This window comes from Paenibacillus durus (genome assembly GCF_000756615.1).
GTDB lineage: Bacteria > Bacillota > Bacilli > Paenibacillales > Paenibacillaceae > Paenibacillus_AQ > Paenibacillus_AQ durus.
Map to the genome: position 1 here is coordinate 1,241,585 of NZ_CP009288.1, position 16,250 is coordinate 1,257,834.

The window sequence follows — 16,250 nt, forward strand, 5'->3', positions numbered from 1 at the left end:
GACTCCTTTCAGGTTGTTCAAGTAAGTCTGGAATTAGTTGCTCTGGTGCGAATGTTCATTATTGTCCATTTCCATATTGCTATGGTCCATATTGCTATGATCCATATCCATATGCTCGCTGTGTTCTCCCGGCGGAGGACTGAAGGTCAGATGTGTGGACGAGAACGTCTCGCGTCCTACATGGGCCGTAGCCAGCAGCGATTTGAACTTGTCTTCCGTAAGCTGAGAAGCGGTACTCTTGACGTCATTTACCCATTTGTCATAGTCGTCGCTGCTCATCGAGGTTGCCGTGAACTCCATTTGAGCATAGCCCTTGCCGCTGAAGTTCGTATTTCTTCCGAGAAAATCGCCCTGAGTCTCCGCAACGAGATTCAGATAAGTGGTCATATCGCTCATCGCATACTTTTGTCCGGCGAGTTGCGGAATCCAGAAGCTGGCAATCGGTCCGAAAGAGTACAATCTGAACTCAACCGGACGATTCACGGGGAAGTTCACGTAGTTAACCGTTTCAATGCCTTCCTCCGGATAGCTGAAATGCCATTTCCAGTTGGAGGATGATGCGTAAATGACCAGCGGCTTCTGATCCTTGTAGTCTGCCGGAACATTCTCCACCGCGTTCGTCGTCCTTACGGTTACTACCGACAGGAAGGCGACGATGATGATCGGAATAGCGATCCAGGTTGCTTCCAGCCATTTATTTCCTTCCTCATGCGGAGGAATATACCCTTCGTTGCTTTTTTTTGCGCGGTACTTCACCAACATGATAATGTAGAGAATGTAGACCACGGCCAGGACGCCGAGCATCACCAGAATGGACAGGATGATCGTGTCGGACAGCGTTTTTGCCGCCGGACCTTGCGGATTCAGAACGGTAAGCGAACCGCATCCGGGCAGCAGCAGGAAAAGGCTGAAAAACATTGCGTATAACGGCCCTTTTTTGTTCATGATGAACTCCTTTCCTTTAATACTAGTTTCATTAACCGGATAACATTAACCTCTATCTATATTAAAAATTCCTTAAAGGGAATGCAAAATACACAATATAGCTTTATATCCATATAAATCCTATATAATGGCGATTTATTTAATTTTGTGTGTAGAAACTGTTACAAAAAGACGAAAGATGTGATATAAATCACTGTCATTACGCGGTTTTCGGGATATTCTATAATGTTCAAACTTTGTTCATAATTTCACTATTGTTGCTAAGTTTGTCACAAATATAATCGCCTGCTGAACAGCTTTTTCCCCGCAAGTAACAACTTTTTTGCCTGCTGGTTACAATCTCTCCAATTCACCTCCTTCTATTTATGCTATCTTTACAGTAAGAAAAAGAGATTGAAGATATATAGAATAGGAGACTTGGGGCCTTGTCGATCAGAAAAACCATGCTATGCGTTATTGTATTCATCCTTGCTTTGGGCTTAGTACCGGGTGTGCTTGCCGCGGAGAGCGGCGAAATGAAGTTGGGGATTAATGACAGCGTTACGGATATCCGCGCTGTGTCCGTGGGGTATACCTTTTATGTGCCGGTGCGTGCGCTTGCGGACAAATTGAAGCTCAGCCTTGGGGGAACGCCGGAGGATTTGATGCTGTCGGGTGACAGAGGAAGGATTAGAATTTTGAAGGAAGGAAAAGGAATCGCGGGAGACGGGACGGAAATAAGCTTGACCGTCTTTAAGCGCGGCGGCAAGCTGATGATTCCTCTGAAAATCGTCACGCTGCTGGGCTATTCCGTGTCCTATAAGCCGGTACAGTATTTGCTGCGGATTACGGATGGCTCTCAGGTGCTGGATGACGAAGCGTTTGCCGAGAAGTTCAAGGAGATGCTGAAACCGGAGGAGCCGCCTCAGCCCGCACCAAGCCCCTCTCCGGCTCCGAATCCGCCCAAACCGGTAGCATCCGGGAAAATCGTCTATTTGACCTTCGACGACGGACCGTCGGCGACGACCGGACATCTGCTGGATATCCTGGACAAGCACGGCGCGAAGGCGACTTTTTTCATGCTGGGACCGAACATCGAGCGTTACCCTAGCCAGGTGAAGCGGATGGTCAAATCGGAGCATGGCCTTGGCCTGCATGGCATAACCCATGTGAAGAATAAATTTTATGCATCTCCGGCTGCGGCGCTGAAGGAAATGAACCAGGGCAACGCCGATCTTAAAGCGGTCTCCGGACGCACCACTAAGCTGATCCGCCCGCCGTACGGCAGCAAGCCGTATTTTACGAAGGCTTTTAGAGATAAAGTACTTGGCAGCGGTTATCATCTTTGGGATTGGAACGTCGATTCCTTAGACTGGAAATATAAGAGCGCCGGCGATTTGATCTATACCAATGTAGTCAGCCAGGTGAACAAACTGGACAAGTACGGCGTTAATCCCGTCATACTGATGCATGACCAGAAAGCGACGCTTCAGGTGCTGCCCCGTATTTTGGATTATCTCCACAAGAAAGGCTATCGATACGAAATCATAACATCCGATCTTAAGCCGCTGAACTTCTGGCATGATACGCGGTGATTCGTATGCTGCTCTCCAGATGGCAACGGGTATCCGCTGCCGCTAAATCAGAGTACACCGTTAAAAAAAGCGTCCCGAAGAACCGTTTGCGGTTCCGAAGGACGCTTTTTTGAAAATTAGGAATTATAAGCTGCTCTTATTCACCGAATAGATAGTGGACCAGCATGTCAACCAGCTCCGCCTTGAGGCGGCCGGCCGAAACGCCTTCGCCGGAGAACACGATGCGGTCCACAACGCTGCTGACCGACTCGAAGACAACAACGGAGGCGGCTTCCAGGTCAGAGGTGCGCAGCTCATGCTCGCTCAGCTTCATGAACTCCAGCGTTTTGCGACGGCTTATGTTGTATTGGCTTTCCATGACCTCTTTGATCACCTCATCAGAAAGCTGCAAGAGGGAGAGCTCCCGATGAAAGCTGATGTATGGTGTATGGGATTGGATAAGGCTCTCGATCATATGCGAGATGACCACGCGTTTGTCCGACTGCTTGGCGCTCAGCTGCGCCACCGTGGCGTCAACATGGGCCTGCATCGCTTGACTGTGAATTTTGAGAACGTCAAGAAACACGTCACGCTTATCCGTGAAATAGGAATAAAAGCTCCCGGTCGAAACCCCTGCGGCTGCGGCGATCTGTTTGGTGTTCGTCCGGTGGTAGCCTTTTTCGGAAAAGAGCCTGGCTGCCGCCTGAACAATTGAATCCTTGGTCTTGATGCTCCGGTCCTGCCGGGGCTTTCTTGTCTTGTCCGGTAATTGTTCTTCAGTTTCGTTCACGCGCAAACCCCTCCTTAATCCGATTGTAAGGAAGCCGAAACAGGGTGTCAAACAAAAGATGAACTATGGTTCAATTTCTCGTTGACAAAACTGAACTAAAGTTCATATAATCTTGAATGCGAACTATAGTTCATATTTTCTTGAGGGAGAGGATTTTGGGGATGAGCGAAAAAATGAAGAGGGTGTTTGCGTTCACAGCTATCGTGCTGGGGTTCTTTATGGCGCTGCTGGATACGACGATCGTCAACATCGCCCTGCCGGAAATGACAAAGCATTTCGGGGGCAGTGTCTCGGGAATTTCATGGGTAATGAACGGTTATAATTTGGCCTTTGCCGTCTTGATCTTGACCGCTTCCCGGCTTGCGGACCAATTCGGGCGCAGAAAGGTGTTTCTCATCGGCATCGCCTTGTTCACCCTCTCGTCGCTGCTTGCCGGATTTGCGCCGAGTCTCGGGGCATTGATCGTGCTGCGGATCATACAGGGCCTGGCGGGTGCGATTATCGTGCCGGTGACGATTCCGCTGACAACTACGACGTTTCCGAGGGAGCTGCACGGCGCGATTATCGGGATATGGGGAGCCGTCTCAGGCCTGGCGGCGGCCAGCGGGCCGGCGCTCGGAGGAATGCTGATGGAGAAGCTGAACTGGCAGTGGATCTTTTTTGTCAATGTGCCGCTCGGCGTACTGAGCGTGATTCTGACGCTGGTGTTCATTGGAGAATCGAAGGATGCCTCCGCCGGGCGGAGAGTAGACTTTGCGGGCACGCTGTTCATCACTGTAAGTATGTTCTGCCTCGTCTACGGTCTGATCCGGGTCAAGGATTGGGGCTGGACTTCTGCCGCCATTCTGCTGTTCTTTGCCGCCGGTTTGTTATTTCTGCTCCTTTTTCTGTATGCGGAGCGCAAAGGAGCGGAACCGATGCTTCCGCTAGAGCTGTTGAAGATCAAAGTCTTCAACGGAGCGGCGCTGACCCTGCTGATTGTCGGTGCAGGGCTGATGAATATTTCGCTGCTGACCTCGTTTTTTCTGATGCGTATCATGGCTATGACCGATTTGAAGGCAGGTTTGATTCTGTCGATGATGGCCGTCGGCGCGACATTGACCTCGGCTATTTCCGGACCGCTGTCCGGGAAGTACGGAAGCCGGTGGTTCGCCTCGGTAGGCATTCTGGTGCTTGCGGGCGCCACCTATTCTCTCGGAGGACTGTCCTCGTCCTCGCCGGTAAGCGGTATTCTGCTGCGTCTGGCGCTGGCCGGCATCGGCGTCGGCCTCACGATGGCTCCGGTTATGTCGGCGGCGGTGCGCAATGTGCCCGAGGAGAAGGTCGGCATTTCCTCGGGAGTCATCAATATGACCAAGGCGCTTGGCAGCGTGCTCGGCGTGGCCATTATCGTCACCGCGCTCCAGCAGAATCTTGATGATAAGATGGGAGTCGCCCGCAGCAGCGCCGTGCAGATGATTCGGACCGACGCGAAGCTGCTTCCGCAAGTCAAGGAAGCCCTGACGGCATCGCTGCAAAGCGCCGATTCCGGGGGCGAGGGCGGCACGGCTTCGCCCCCTGCGCCGGAAAGCGCGGCGGCGGCGGTCGGCGCGCAGCTTCGGGCTGCCGCTTCCAAGCTTGCGCCTGCGCAGCGTGAGGCGCTTGAGCAAGCGGTGCCCGCCCAATTGCGCGAGGCGGAAGCGCTGGTCGGCCGGATCGGCGCCGAGATGAAGGAGGCGGCCGTGAAGGGATTCAGCCGGACCTTTGCGCTCGCAAGCCTTCTCCTGCTTCCCGGCGTTGCCTTTGCCCTGATCAGCGATCGTTCCCCCCGGCGCAGCGAAAGAGAAATTCCGGCTGCGGAGAAAGGAACGCTGCTCTAAATAGGCGCACTATGCGGCATCCCCTTCGCATCAGCTGATTCTGCCGTTCCCGTGGAGATGGAGAAATCTCCTGGCGGGAGCGGCTTATTTGATTTGGATGGAGTGTATTGACAATTGCGATTAACTGTATTATTAATAATAGTACAGTTAACACACCTGGTCTGCCAGGAAAGTCATTAACCCGGGAGCAGGGGAAGGGGGAATCGCATGTGTTCGAACTGGATGTTCGCAGCCGCAAGCCGATTTATGAACAGCTGACGGATAAGATCAAAGAGATGATTCTGTACAGTATTTTGCAGCCTGACGAGCAGTTGCCCTCTGTGCGGACTTTGTCGGCGCAGCTTACCGTGAATCCCAACACAATTCAGAAGGCTTACCGGGAGCTGGAACGGGAAGGCTATATTTATTCCCGGGCGGGAAAAGGCAGCTTCGTCTCCCCGGCGCAGCAGGGTATGAATGCGGCCAAAAGGGCGGAAGTGCGCGAGGAGCTGCTGCGGCTGATGGCGGAAGCCGTGTACCTTGGCTTTACGGCAGCGGAAATTGGCGAGCTGTTCAAGCTGGCTTTGGAGAAAAAAGGAGAGGGGGATCAGACATGATCGAGATACGGGGGGTCAGCAAGATTTTTCAGGACCGGAAGGCGGTCGACGGACTTTCTTTAACGATACATAAAGGAAATATATTCGGGCTGCTCGGCTCGAATGGAGCGGGCAAGACAACGCTGCTTAAGACGATTGCGGGGATCTATGAACCGGAGTCGGGGGAGGTTCGGATAGACGGCAAACCGGTGTTTGAGAGCCCGGACACTAAGGGAAGGGTCGTATTTATGCCGGATTTTCCTTATTTCTTTCCGCAGGCTTCCATCATGCAGATGGCCGACTTCTATAAATCCGTCTATCCGGGCTGGAGCGAGGATCGCTTCCAGGAATTGGGTAATCTGTTTCCGCTGAACCCAAGGCGCAAGCTGAACCGTCTGTCCAAGGGAATGCGGCAGCAGGCCGCTTTTTGGCTGGCGCTCAGCTGTATGCCGGATGTGCTCATTATGGATGAACCGCTTGACGGGCTCGATCCGGTGATGCGGCGGCTGGTTAAAAATGTGCTGTTCCAGGAAGTTGCCGAACGCGGCATTACCGTTGTTATTTCCTCGCATAATCTGCGGGAGATCGAAGACCTCTGCGACCATATCGGCATTATGCACGGCGGAGCCCTATTGATCGATAAGGAGCTTGACGAGCTGAAATCCGACACGCATAAAGTGCAGGTCGCTTTCCGGGACGAACGTCATGAACACGCACTGACGGCCAAGCTGCCGGTGCTTCACCGTGAACAAAGAGGCAGTGTCTTCCTTTATATTGTAAAAGGTGACCGTAAGCGGATCGAGGAGTATTTCCGCGTATACGACCCGTATGTGCTGGATTTGCTGCCGCTGACCCTGGAGGAAATCTTTATTTACGAAATGGAGGGGGCAGGCTATGACATCGCGCCGATTCTTCTTTAACTCCGGAATGATCCGGCAAAATTTCAGGCAGCACTCATGGATTGCCATCATCTACTTTCTCGGACTGCTGTTCGGGCTGCCGCTGCAAGTGTTTTTGGGCGGGAATCCCGATGCACCGCCGCAGCCGGTGGATAATCTTTTCAGGGCCAGCGGTGACCTGTTCATGGTTTTTCCACTATTGATGCCCGTAGCAGCGGGGTTGCTGCTGTTCCGCTATCTTCAGCATAAGGGAGCGGCGGACGCTATGCATAGCCTTCCTCTGCGCCGCAGACATTTGCTGACGGCCCAATTGTTTAGCGGCTCTGTTCTTTTGCTCGTTCCAGTATGGCTTACGGCGCTTGCCGCCGGACTGGTGCGGACCTGGGATGGGAACAGGTTCCTATACAGTGGAGCGGATGTATGGGCCTGGGGCGCGGCAGTCAGTATTTTGACGCTGTTCCTGTTCGCTGTAACCGCATTTGTCGGGATTTGCATTGGTCTGACTGTGCTGCACGGTATTATCGTATACATTCTGCTGCTTCTGCCGGCCGTGCTGTCCCAATTGGCGCTGTCCCATTTTCGCGCCTACCTATACGGTTTTCCGGACCAGAGCGGCTTTAGACATATAGACAATTGGTCGCCCATTCTTCATATGCTGAACGTGCCCAGCTCGCCGTTTACCTGGAGCGAACTGGGCATATACGCCGCTCTGACCGTCCTGCTCATTCTGCTGTCCTATCTGCTGTACCGGAAGCGGCGGACAGAAACGGCCGGCCTGGCGTTGGCCTTTACGTACTTCAATCCGCTGTTTAAAGGCGGTGTCATGCTGTGCGCTATGCTGATCTCCGGCACGTATTTAGCGGATATGCGCACTGGGCAGACAGGATGGGCCTTGGCGGGCTATGCTCTTGGAGCCGTCATCGGTTACGCCGTATCGGAAATGGTGATCCGTAAATCGTGGCTTATCCTGGACCGGAAGCTGCCCGCCCGGTTTGCGGGGTACGCGCTCATTCTCGGGCTTCTGTTATACCTTCCCGTATCGCCCGTCACGGGTTATGAGGCAAGAGTGCCTGATGCGGACAAGATCACAGGGGTATACATTGGAGACAATTACTACTGGGGTTATGTGAATCCGCAAAACGCAGCCGTAAGTTCCACTGATTCCGATACGTTCGCCAGTCCCTTCCGGGGAGTGGACCCGTTCTCTTCGGACCCGGCTTATGCATCTGCTGTCCGAAAGCTGCATGAAGCGCTTGTGCAGGTCCGGCCGGGCGAGGGGGAGAGCCGGTATAAATTTTCGCAGAACACACGTCTCTATACCTTTGCCTATAAGCTGAACAACGGACGTACGATGACGAGGCAGTATGTTGTGCCGCTGGCCGGGTTCGAGCCTGAACTGAAAACCGTCATGGAATCAGAAGGATTCAAACGGGCCGAGTACGTCCTCCCGCAGCTTGACAAGCCGCTCGCTAGTATTCAATTGCACTCCAGTATCAGGGAAGCCGTCATTTCAGATCCAGCTGAGATCAATGAGTTCAAGGCGCTGTTGAAGAAGGAAATCCTGAACCTGTCCTTTAAAGATCAGACAGACGACACGATACCGCTGGCCTATATCAACATCATCCCGGAAGAGTCGATAGGCCGCTCTTATTCATTCATAAACTATGACTGGAAATCGTCCTACCATGAACTGGGGGCGTGGCTGGAGCGAAAAGGCTATGCGGATCGGGTTAAAGTTAAGGCGGACGATGTACTGTCTGCCGAGCTGGCTAAGCAGAGCAGGGACGAAATCCTTCCGAACGGCTATACGTACGACCCGGCAGCGCATCTTAAGTTTGCACAGGAGCAGGGACGCTCTGTCATTATTAAAGACAAGGCGCGCATTAACAATATTTTGGAGATACGGCGGAATTATACGCCGGATGAGGGAACGTACGTCGTACTCCTGAAATACAGGAGCGGAAACAGCGATTATTCCCGGATTGACGCGGCAGATCTGACGCCTGAGATTAAAGCGCTGCTTCCCTGAGCGGCGGGGAACTTATGAAGCATGTATGTACAACTATGACTTGAACGGAGGCGACGGTCATGAATCCGGTGAAGGATCATCTCGACTTCGGGCTGCACATTGTATTTATCGGCTTTAACCCAAGCCTTCGGTCGGCAGAAGTCGGCCATCATTATGCGAATCCGCGCAATAACTTCTGGAGAATACTGCACCGCAGCGGACTTACGCCGCGGCTGTACGACGCTTCCGAGGATGGCGAACTGCTGAAGCTCGGCTATGGCTTCACCAATATCGTCGCTCGTCCCACGAGGGGAGCGGAGGATATCACCCGGGAGGAGTACAGGGAAGGGCGTGATCTGCTGCGCGCCAAGCTTGCGAAGTACCGGCCGCACATCGCCTGCTTCGTCGGCAAGGGCGTGTACACGGAATTCAGCCGCAGGACGAAGGCCGGCTGGGGCTTTCAGGAGGAGTTGGAACCGGTGGTGGACGGCGTACGTGAATTTGTCGCGCCGTCCTCAAGCGGCCTGGTGCGGATGCCGATGGAGGAAATCATCGGGATTTACCGCAGGCTGAATGAGGCCGCCCGGACTGACCTGGAATGAATTTGTGCGCGAAGCCGGTATCTTACTCCTCAGGAGGCGTTCAAGCGGAGCCCCCTTTCAAGCAGACAGTTATTAAATAATGAGCAGCCTGAGTCCTGTATTCGCAGGAGCTCAGGCTGTTCGTTTGTTTCAATATCAGACTTCCATGCCGCTGCGCGGCACCACGGATGAACGAAATGACCCCGTTATTTGAACGGGAATTTCTCCCGCTTAACAGGCCAGAAGCGAGCGTGATGTGAAGTTGAACAGGAAATCCTCCGTCATAATTTGCCGTTTGCGTCCCAAAGGCGGGAAAACGGACAAATAAGCTGGAGAATTTCCATCTTAATGACTGGAATACAGCGATATGCTCAACATAGACGGGAGAAATTCCCGTATATCTCAAATGGTTTATCGGTTTGCCGAGTTATTGCCGGTCTTAGATTTAGACTCCTTAAAGTCAAATAGCCTTATTTTCACTCCAATACACACGGAAGCTAGTATTAAGAACGATATACCGCTCCAAACGATTGAATGCGTTCCCATCCTCGCTAGAAACCAACCGCCCAAAGCAGTACCGAACACTACGCCTAAATTTGCAAAGGATACAAATAAGCTATTAGCAAATTCCGGGGCTTCCAAAGCTTCTGAGGTAAGCCAAGTTTGACCTATGATAAGACCGCCTGCAAAAACAGCTCCCCATATAACGATGATCAGGATCATTGGAAACATATATTTTCCAGCATAAAATATAAGTAAATAGACAGCTCCAAGCAGCAGAAGATATACAGAGATGGTTACAGTTATATTTTTACTCAAAAACTTGCCTGCGCATAGATTGCCAAAGATCCCGCTCGCTCCAAAAATGACTAACATAAAACTAATGGTTCTGCCGCTCATGTTCGTCACATCGATAAGATACTCGGCAAAATAAGAATAAAGAGAATACAGGGCTGCAAGAATAAAGCAAGTGGCTGCGATGTTCATCCATAATTGCGGTTTAAGCATAATTCTCAACTGCTTGCCGTAGGTTAACTTCTCCTCAACCGGCATGGATGGAATCCAAATGACAATACCAATAAACGTAATCATATTTACAATAGCCGAGAAAAGAAACGCAACTTCAAGAGAATATCGATCTCCAATAAACGATGTAATTGGTACGCCCAAAACCATGCCTACCGTTAGACCTGTAAATACTTTGGCGACCGCCGCGGCGCTTTGCTCTTTTGGAACGGAACTTGCGGCAGCTGCAAAGGCAACTGAAAAATAGACCGGGTGGAGAAAAGCAGGAAAGACCCTGCAAAGCATTAATACCGAGTATGTAGGAGAAAATGCCGAAACAAGATTAGAGATGGCAAAGACAACAACTACTAAACCTAATATAGTCTTGCGATTGATGCCTGAAAATAATAAAGTCGCAAATGGACCGGAAAGTGCAATAATTAATGCGAACATGCTTACCAGCATTCCTGCTTGAGAAGCGCTGACGTTAAATCGATCTGAAATCTGCGGCAAAATACCAACCACTCCAAGTTCCGTATTAACGATTCCGAATACCCCTAAGGCTATAATGTAAGTTGCAAGCCGTTTTTTCATACGTTATAAAATCTCCTTATTATTCTTCACATTCATTGTTGTTTTGTCCGAGTTCATAAATAGTCTCCATTTCCTTATAGATAACAATTTTATGTGCAAGCAGGTCGAGGTTTTTTTGCAGGTCGGCTATCTGCTTTTGAACTTCTTGATAATGTTCTTCCATGAGAACCCTTCTGGCGTTTAAAGTTGAATCGCCCTGCCTCCTTAACTCGGCGATTTCAATCATTTTATGGATTGACATTCCTGTGGCTTTAAGTCGGGTCAGAAATTCAATCCAGGTAATATCTTCGGACGAGTAACAACGGTAACCGTTTTTGTCGCGGCCAATGGAACTAAGAAGACCAATATGCTCGTAATAACGAAGCGTGTGGACACTAAGCTTGGTGATCTCAGCGACTTGCCGGATAGTCAGCAATTTTTTCATGAACAAAGTATAAACTTTTGAGTTAACTCTAAGTCAAGGTTCATTTCTTTGCTTTTCAAGACAGGTATAAGACTTTCCCGTGAAATCGGCTTTTAGTGGAATTCTCCGGTATAATTCGAATCTTGGCAGGAATGGGCAGGGAGGAAGCTGAATATAAGAATATGCCAAATCAGGATTACGGATCATGCATGATAATCGGGGGTAATAGTACAAGTGAAATATGATGTTATTCTGTTCGACGCTGATGACACGCTGTTCGATTACGATCAGTCGGAAAGCTATGCGCTGAGGGAAGCTTTTAAACAGTTCGGCATGCCGGAGGGCTTCGATAACTGCGGATCTACATACAAAGTAATCAACAAGGGGCTGTGGAGGGATTTGGAGCTCGGGCTGATTTCCTCCGACGCACTGCGCGTGGAACGGTTTACCCGGCTGTTTGCCGCACATGAGCTTGAGCTGGACCCCGAGTCCTTCAGCGCGGCATACCTGTTCCATCTGGGAGCGGGGACCGGAACCTTCCTGATTGAGGGAGCGGCGGAGATATGCAGAGAATTATCCGGCTGCCGTCTTGCGGTGATTACGAACGGCATTAAAGAGGTTCAGTATTCGCGCATTCAAGACTCCCCGCTGCGGGATACGTTCGCGCATATCATCATTTCAGAGGAAGTCGGAAGCCAGAAGCCGGAGCCGGGTATTTTCGATCACGCGTTTGCCAAGCTTGGACTCACACCCGAAGACAAGCCTGGCGTGCTGATCGTCGGCGATACCCTGACATCGGACATTCAGGGCGGCATTTCGTATGGCATCGACACCTGCTGGTTCAACCCGCGCGGGAAATCCGGAGACCCCGGGATTACTCCGACCTATGAAATCAAGGCCTTGTCCGAACTGCTGAACATTGTAGGAGTCGAGTAGCGGGGACCGGCCCCGGTTAGCGACAGGCAGGAAGGCAATTGCAAGAAACGTTGTTCAATCGGCCCATTTTTTGGCTGCTTCCGACTCCGTCGATTCCGAGAAAAAAGACCGGTAGGAGGGTTCAAAGCCTCCGTTCTTGTCGATCATTAATTCATGATAGCGGTTGGATAGACTGGTGACTCCGGCTTCGTCGATAACGGCATGGATGGCCTTTTCTTTGGTCCGTTCATCCCATAGAACGTTAAATTCATAGCTCTTGATCTCCGGAAAAAAAGAGTTTATGCCAAAGGCATAAGCGGCCATGGAGCGGTAAATATCCTGCTTGACAGGCGCAGACCCGACTTCTGGAATAAAGGTGAGGACAACGCTGTATCCGTTTTTTTGACTGGAAACTGCCAGCTTCTCCACAAATCTAAAGTTTTGGCGGGTATAATAGCTTACCTTCTCAGTAATAAAGTCTTTTCGTATCCATTCCTTCTGCTGCTCAGGTGAAGACTGAGGCGGGTTGGCTTTGGAACAAGCGGTTGCCAGTGCAATCATTAGAATAAGAACGCAAAGCGGCAGGAAGCTTTTTCTCATCTTTCATGAACACCTCCATAAATCCGATGAATTGATTACTTAGAAAAATATGGAATCCATTGGGATTCTACCTGAAGATTTGCTCCCTGGAAAGTGAAAAATATCATAATATGTAATCCCGGACTCCGTCTCCCGCTTCTGGCGGCTTCCTATCAATGTATGGTATATTATATTGAACAAAAACCTAAGTTAGGAGCTTGGAAATGGAAAAAACATTGATCTTTGGGCACAAAAACCCCGACACCGATACGATTTGTTCCGCCATCGCCTACGCCGCGCTCAAAAAAGAGCTGGGCTGGGACGTTGAAGCTGTCCGCCTTGGCGAAGTCGGCTCCGAAACGCAATATGCGCTGGACCACTTCGGTGTGGAAGTTCCGCGTCTTGTGGAAAATGTGGCTGGCGAAGCGAAGCAGGTTATTCTCGTCGACCACAACGAGCGCCAGCAAAGCGCCAGCGATATCGATCAGGTGCGTGTTGTTGAAGTTATCGACCATCACCGGATCGCCAACTTTGAAACAGCACATCCGCTGTATTACCGCGCCGAGCCGGTAGGCTGTACCGCAACGATCTTGAAGAAGCTGTACAAGGAGAACGGAGTGGAGATTTCGAAGCCGGTTGCGGGACTTATGCTGTCCGCTATCGTGTCCGACTCCCTGCTGTTTAAGTCCCCGACCTGCACGGACGAGGACGTGGCCGCAGCCAAAGAGCTGGCGGAAATCGCCGGTGTGGACACAGACAGCTACGGCCTGAGCATGCTGAAAGCCGGAGCTGACCTCAGCGACAAGAGCATCGATACGCTGCTTAATCTGGATGCGAAGGAATTCAGCATGGGCGGCAAGAAAGTGATTATCGCCCAGGTCAACGCGGTGGATACGAATGATGTGCTGTCCCGCCAAGCCGAGCTTGAGACTGCCCTGCAAAGCATTGTTGACGAGAAAGGGCTCGATCTGTTCCTGTTCGTCGTAACGGACATCCTGAACAGCGATTCCGTCGGCGTCGCTCTGGGCAGCGCGGCAGGAGCCGTGGAGCAGGCATATAATGTGAAGCTGGACGACAACAAGGCTCTGCTCAAAGGCGTTGTTTCCCGTAAGTCGCAGATCGTGCCGGTGCTTACCGAGACGATGGCCAAGCTGTAAATTTTGACAACTCATTTGTAGTTGCCAAGCGCCCTTTGCGGGGCTGCTTAACAGGGAGTTCCGGGGGCCATAACTGGCGCGGAATTCCCTTTTTGCTGTGGGGCTCATACATGTGTGCTGCGAAAATCCATTGCCTGTTGGTTTGTCCATTGTTACAATTAAGAAGACTTAAAGTCAGGAGGCGATTTTCATGGCTAAACGCAATATAGGCACCCTGCAGTACAAATCGTTCGGCCTGGCCCTTCAGGCTCTGGTGGTCATTGCCAAGGATGGGGGGACCTGTCCAAGCTGCGAGATTGCCAAGCTGATGTCATCTGAGCCGACGCTGCTGCGCCGCATTCTCGCCAAGCTGGCGAAGGAGTCCATCCTGGTCACCCGCGAAGGGCGGGACGGCGGGTATATGCTGAACAAGGCGCCCGATCAGCTGACGCTGGCCGAGGTGTACCGTGCGCTGGAGGTAGGGGAAGCCCGGCATCAAGCGGTCAGCGGCACGATGTGCGTGAATGATTTCGGCACGCAGATGAAGACGGCATTCTGCGGCATTCTGGAAGAGGTCGACCACAGTGTCACCGAGGTGCTGAAGAAATATACGGTTGCGGACGTCGTTCGAAAAGCGGGATATTGACAGATTGTTTTTTATTGTTTTATACTGTGCTTATTAAACAACAGTTATATCGGCGGCGAATTGATGCAAGGTGAATCTTTTTTTGGTTTTATCTGTGCTGTTATACACACAGAAAGAAACAAGGATAGGAACATCCGCCGCGCGGCCCGGCCGGCGGGAATATTTTTCGGGAGGTTAACCTGCTATGGAGACACAAGTTAATATTAATCCGGCTTTCAGCCAAGTCTTGCGCGAACGCCATTCGGTGAGAAAGTATGATTCTTCCCGGAAAATGTCCAACGAAGAAATCAATGACCTGTTAAATGATGCGATTCTGGCGCCTTCTTCTTCCAATCTTCAGCCCTGGCGTTTTATCGTCATTACGGATCAGGCGCTTAAGGAACAGCTGCTGCCAATTGCGTTCAACCAGCAGCAGGTTGTGGAATCGTCCGCAATTATTGCTGTCCTTGGCGATCTGGAGGCCTACCGCAACGTAAACAAGATTTGGGACTCGGCGGTAGAAGCGGGTCTTGCGACGCCGGAAGTGCGGGATATGATGGTGGAGAACAGCCGCAACACTTACTCCAACTTTAGCCGGGAGAAGCAGAAGGAAATCGCGCTGGTGGACGGCGGTCTCGTGTCCATGCAGCTGATGCTCGCCGCCAAGGCGAAAGGCTATGACACGGTGGCGATGGGCGGTTATGATGCCGAGAAATTCCGTGAGATGTTCCAGATTCCGCCGCGTTATGCGACTGTTATGCTGATTGCCGTAGGCCATGCCGCAGTCCCGGGCCGCCAGACCTCGCGCCTGCCGCTGGAAGATATCGCTTCTTACAACGGCTTCAAGGGCCAAGATTAATAGCATGAAATATCATTAACAATCCCCGATCCTTTCTTCCTGGAGGTATCGGTTAATACGAACCCCCGCCGAACCCGGCGGGGGTTCGCCGCGTTCATGTGCCTGCTCTTTCGCGTTTGGAGAGTAGCGCCGCTTTCTGCTACAATCTTGGGTAGAGGCGGCAGCGAGCCGTTTTTGGAAACGTAGACCGACGAATAAGCTTATACAGGAGGGGAAAGTCATGATAAAGGTGTATACGGCTGAATCGGCCCACCGCTTTGACCACGGATGGCTGGAGGGAAGCCATATTTTTTCGTTCGGCGAATACTATGATCCGGACAATACCGTTTTTGGTCCCATGCGTGTATGCAACGACGACATCATCGCGCCGGGAAGAGGCTTTGGAGCCCATCCGCACAGCGATATGGAGATCGTCTCGATCATCCTCTCCGGCAGGCTTCGTCATGAAGATAATCTGGGGAATGTCGCGGAAAGCTCTTTTGGCGGCATTCAGCGGATGTCAGCCGGTACCGGAGTCATCCATACCGAGCATAATCCATCAAAGGATGAGCCCGTGCGGCTGCTTCAGCTCTGGTTCATGCCTGCGGTTCGCGGCTTACAGCCTTCGTATAAGGCGGGAAAATACTTGCCGGAGAAGCTTGAAGGAGCCTTGCTGCCGGTAGTGTCCGCCGAGGGGTCTGACGAGATCGTTGATATCGGGCAGGATATGACGATTTATCTGGGGCGGCTGCGCGGCGGGCAGGATCTTCGGTTCGAGCAGAAGCCGGGGCGCCGTATTTTTATATATATTATTGAAGGAAATGTTGCGGTCGGCGGCAATAAGCTAAGTTCAGGTGATTCGGCGCGGATTGAAGAAGAGAGCGCGGTTCAGCTTGCGGCGTCCGAACCCGCCTTTGTGCTGCTGATCGATCTGCCATAACTGTG

The 16,250-nt window shown here is 51.6% G+C and carries 16 protein-coding genes; 11 read left to right on the forward strand and 5 right to left on the reverse strand.

Features of this window, described 5'->3' with window-relative positions; genetic code table 11:
* Nucleotides 1-33 precede the first annotated feature (33 nt).
* Complete coding sequence (gene qoxA, locus PDUR_RS05630; RefSeq protein WP_042205433.1) at nt 34-945, reverse strand: cytochrome aa3 quinol oxidase subunit II; 912 nt, start codon at nt 943-945, stop codon at nt 34-36.
* A gap of 425 nt (nt 946-1,370) precedes the next feature.
* Here qoxA and PDUR_RS05635 point away from each other — a divergent pair, with 425 nt between their 5' ends.
* Nucleotides 1,371-2,519 carry a polysaccharide deacetylase family protein gene (locus tag PDUR_RS05635; RefSeq protein WP_052410077.1) on the forward strand — a complete coding sequence of 383 codons (1,149 nt, stop codon included), beginning with the start codon at nt 1,371-1,373 and terminating at the stop codon, nt 2,517-2,519.
* 136 nt (nt 2,520-2,655) lie between these two features.
* Here PDUR_RS05635 and PDUR_RS05640 read toward each other — a convergent pair whose 3' ends face one another.
* Nucleotides 2,656-3,288 carry a TetR/AcrR family transcriptional regulator gene (locus PDUR_RS05640; RefSeq protein ID WP_042205434.1) on the reverse strand — a complete coding sequence of 211 codons (633 nt, stop codon included), beginning with the start codon at nt 3,286-3,288 and terminating at the stop codon, nt 2,656-2,658.
* 161 nt (nt 3,289-3,449) lie between these two features.
* Here PDUR_RS05640 and PDUR_RS05645 point away from each other — a divergent pair, with 161 nt between their 5' ends.
* The 5 genes from PDUR_RS05645 (at nt 3,450) to PDUR_RS05665 (ending at nt 9,231) form a co-directional block, all read left to right on the forward strand.
* Nucleotides 3,450-5,147 (forward strand): MFS transporter, encoded by a 1,698-nt coding sequence (locus PDUR_RS05645; protein ID WP_042205435.1) that lies wholly within the window; start codon nt 3,450-3,452, stop codon nt 5,145-5,147.
* A 209-nt stretch (nt 5,148-5,356) separates the two neighbouring features.
* Entirely contained in the window at nt 5,357-5,743 is a 387-nt protein-coding gene (locus PDUR_RS05650; RefSeq protein ID WP_025688255.1) for a GntR family transcriptional regulator, read from the forward strand.
* A complete protein-coding gene (locus tag PDUR_RS05655; RefSeq protein WP_042205436.1) occupies nt 5,740-6,642 on the forward strand; it encodes an ABC transporter ATP-binding protein in 903 nt (300 codons plus the stop codon). Before PDUR_RS05650 ends, PDUR_RS05655 begins: the two co-directional genes overlap by 4 nt.
* The gene (locus PDUR_RS05660) at nt 6,617-8,650 is read left to right on the forward strand and encodes a DUF6449 domain-containing protein (protein WP_042205437.1); all 2,034 of its coding nucleotides are present in this window, start codon (nt 6,617-6,619) and stop codon (nt 8,648-8,650) included. Before PDUR_RS05655 ends, PDUR_RS05660 begins: the two co-directional genes overlap by 26 nt.
* 59 nt (nt 8,651-8,709) lie before the next feature.
* Complete coding sequence (locus tag PDUR_RS05665) at nt 8,710-9,231, forward strand: mismatch-specific DNA-glycosylase (protein WP_042205438.1); 522 nt, start codon at nt 8,710-8,712, stop codon at nt 9,229-9,231.
* A gap of 390 nt (nt 9,232-9,621) precedes the next feature.
* On the opposite strand, the gene PDUR_RS05670 is transcribed toward PDUR_RS05665, so the two are convergent.
* Both PDUR_RS05670 and PDUR_RS05675 read right to left on the reverse strand, forming a co-directional pair.
* Nucleotides 9,622-10,809, reverse strand: a complete 1,188-nt coding sequence (locus PDUR_RS05670; protein WP_042205439.1) for an MFS transporter — start codon at nt 10,807-10,809, stop codon at nt 9,622-9,624.
* A gap of 19 nt (nt 10,810-10,828) precedes the next feature.
* Nucleotides 10,829-11,233: a MerR family transcriptional regulator gene (locus tag PDUR_RS05675; RefSeq protein WP_042209104.1), complete on the reverse strand. Its 405-nt coding sequence runs from the start codon at nt 11,231-11,233 to the stop codon at nt 10,829-10,831.
* 213 nt (nt 11,234-11,446) lie between these two features.
* Here PDUR_RS05675 and PDUR_RS05680 point away from each other — a divergent pair, with 213 nt between their 5' ends.
* Nucleotides 11,447-12,148, forward strand: coding sequence for a YjjG family noncanonical pyrimidine nucleotidase (locus tag PDUR_RS05680; protein WP_042205440.1), 702 nt, complete (start codon nt 11,447-11,449; stop codon nt 12,146-12,148).
* Between the two features lie 54 nt (nt 12,149-12,202).
* Here PDUR_RS05680 and PDUR_RS05685 read toward each other — a convergent pair whose 3' ends face one another.
* Complete coding sequence (locus PDUR_RS05685; protein WP_042205441.1) at nt 12,203-12,727, reverse strand: hypothetical protein; 525 nt, start codon at nt 12,725-12,727, stop codon at nt 12,203-12,205.
* 203 nt (nt 12,728-12,930) lie between these two features.
* Here PDUR_RS05685 and PDUR_RS05690 point away from each other — a divergent pair, with 203 nt between their 5' ends.
* The 4 genes from PDUR_RS05690 (at nt 12,931) to PDUR_RS05705 (ending at nt 16,245) form a co-directional block, all read left to right on the forward strand.
* Nucleotides 12,931-13,863: a manganese-dependent inorganic pyrophosphatase gene (locus PDUR_RS05690; protein ID WP_042205442.1), complete on the forward strand. Its 933-nt coding sequence runs from the start codon at nt 12,931-12,933 to the stop codon at nt 13,861-13,863.
* Between the two features lie 190 nt (nt 13,864-14,053).
* The gene (locus PDUR_RS05695) at nt 14,054-14,488 is read left to right on the forward strand and encodes an RrF2 family transcriptional regulator (RefSeq protein ID WP_042205443.1); all 435 of its coding nucleotides are present in this window, start codon (nt 14,054-14,056) and stop codon (nt 14,486-14,488) included.
* A 184-nt stretch (nt 14,489-14,672) separates the two neighbouring features.
* Entirely contained in the window at nt 14,673-15,326 is a 654-nt protein-coding gene (locus PDUR_RS05700) for a nitroreductase family protein (RefSeq protein ID WP_042205444.1), read from the forward strand.
* Between the two features lie 220 nt (nt 15,327-15,546).
* Complete coding sequence (locus PDUR_RS05705) at nt 15,547-16,245, forward strand: pirin family protein (protein ID WP_042205445.1); 699 nt, start codon at nt 15,547-15,549, stop codon at nt 16,243-16,245.
* Nucleotides 16,246-16,250: the final 5 nt, after the last annotated feature.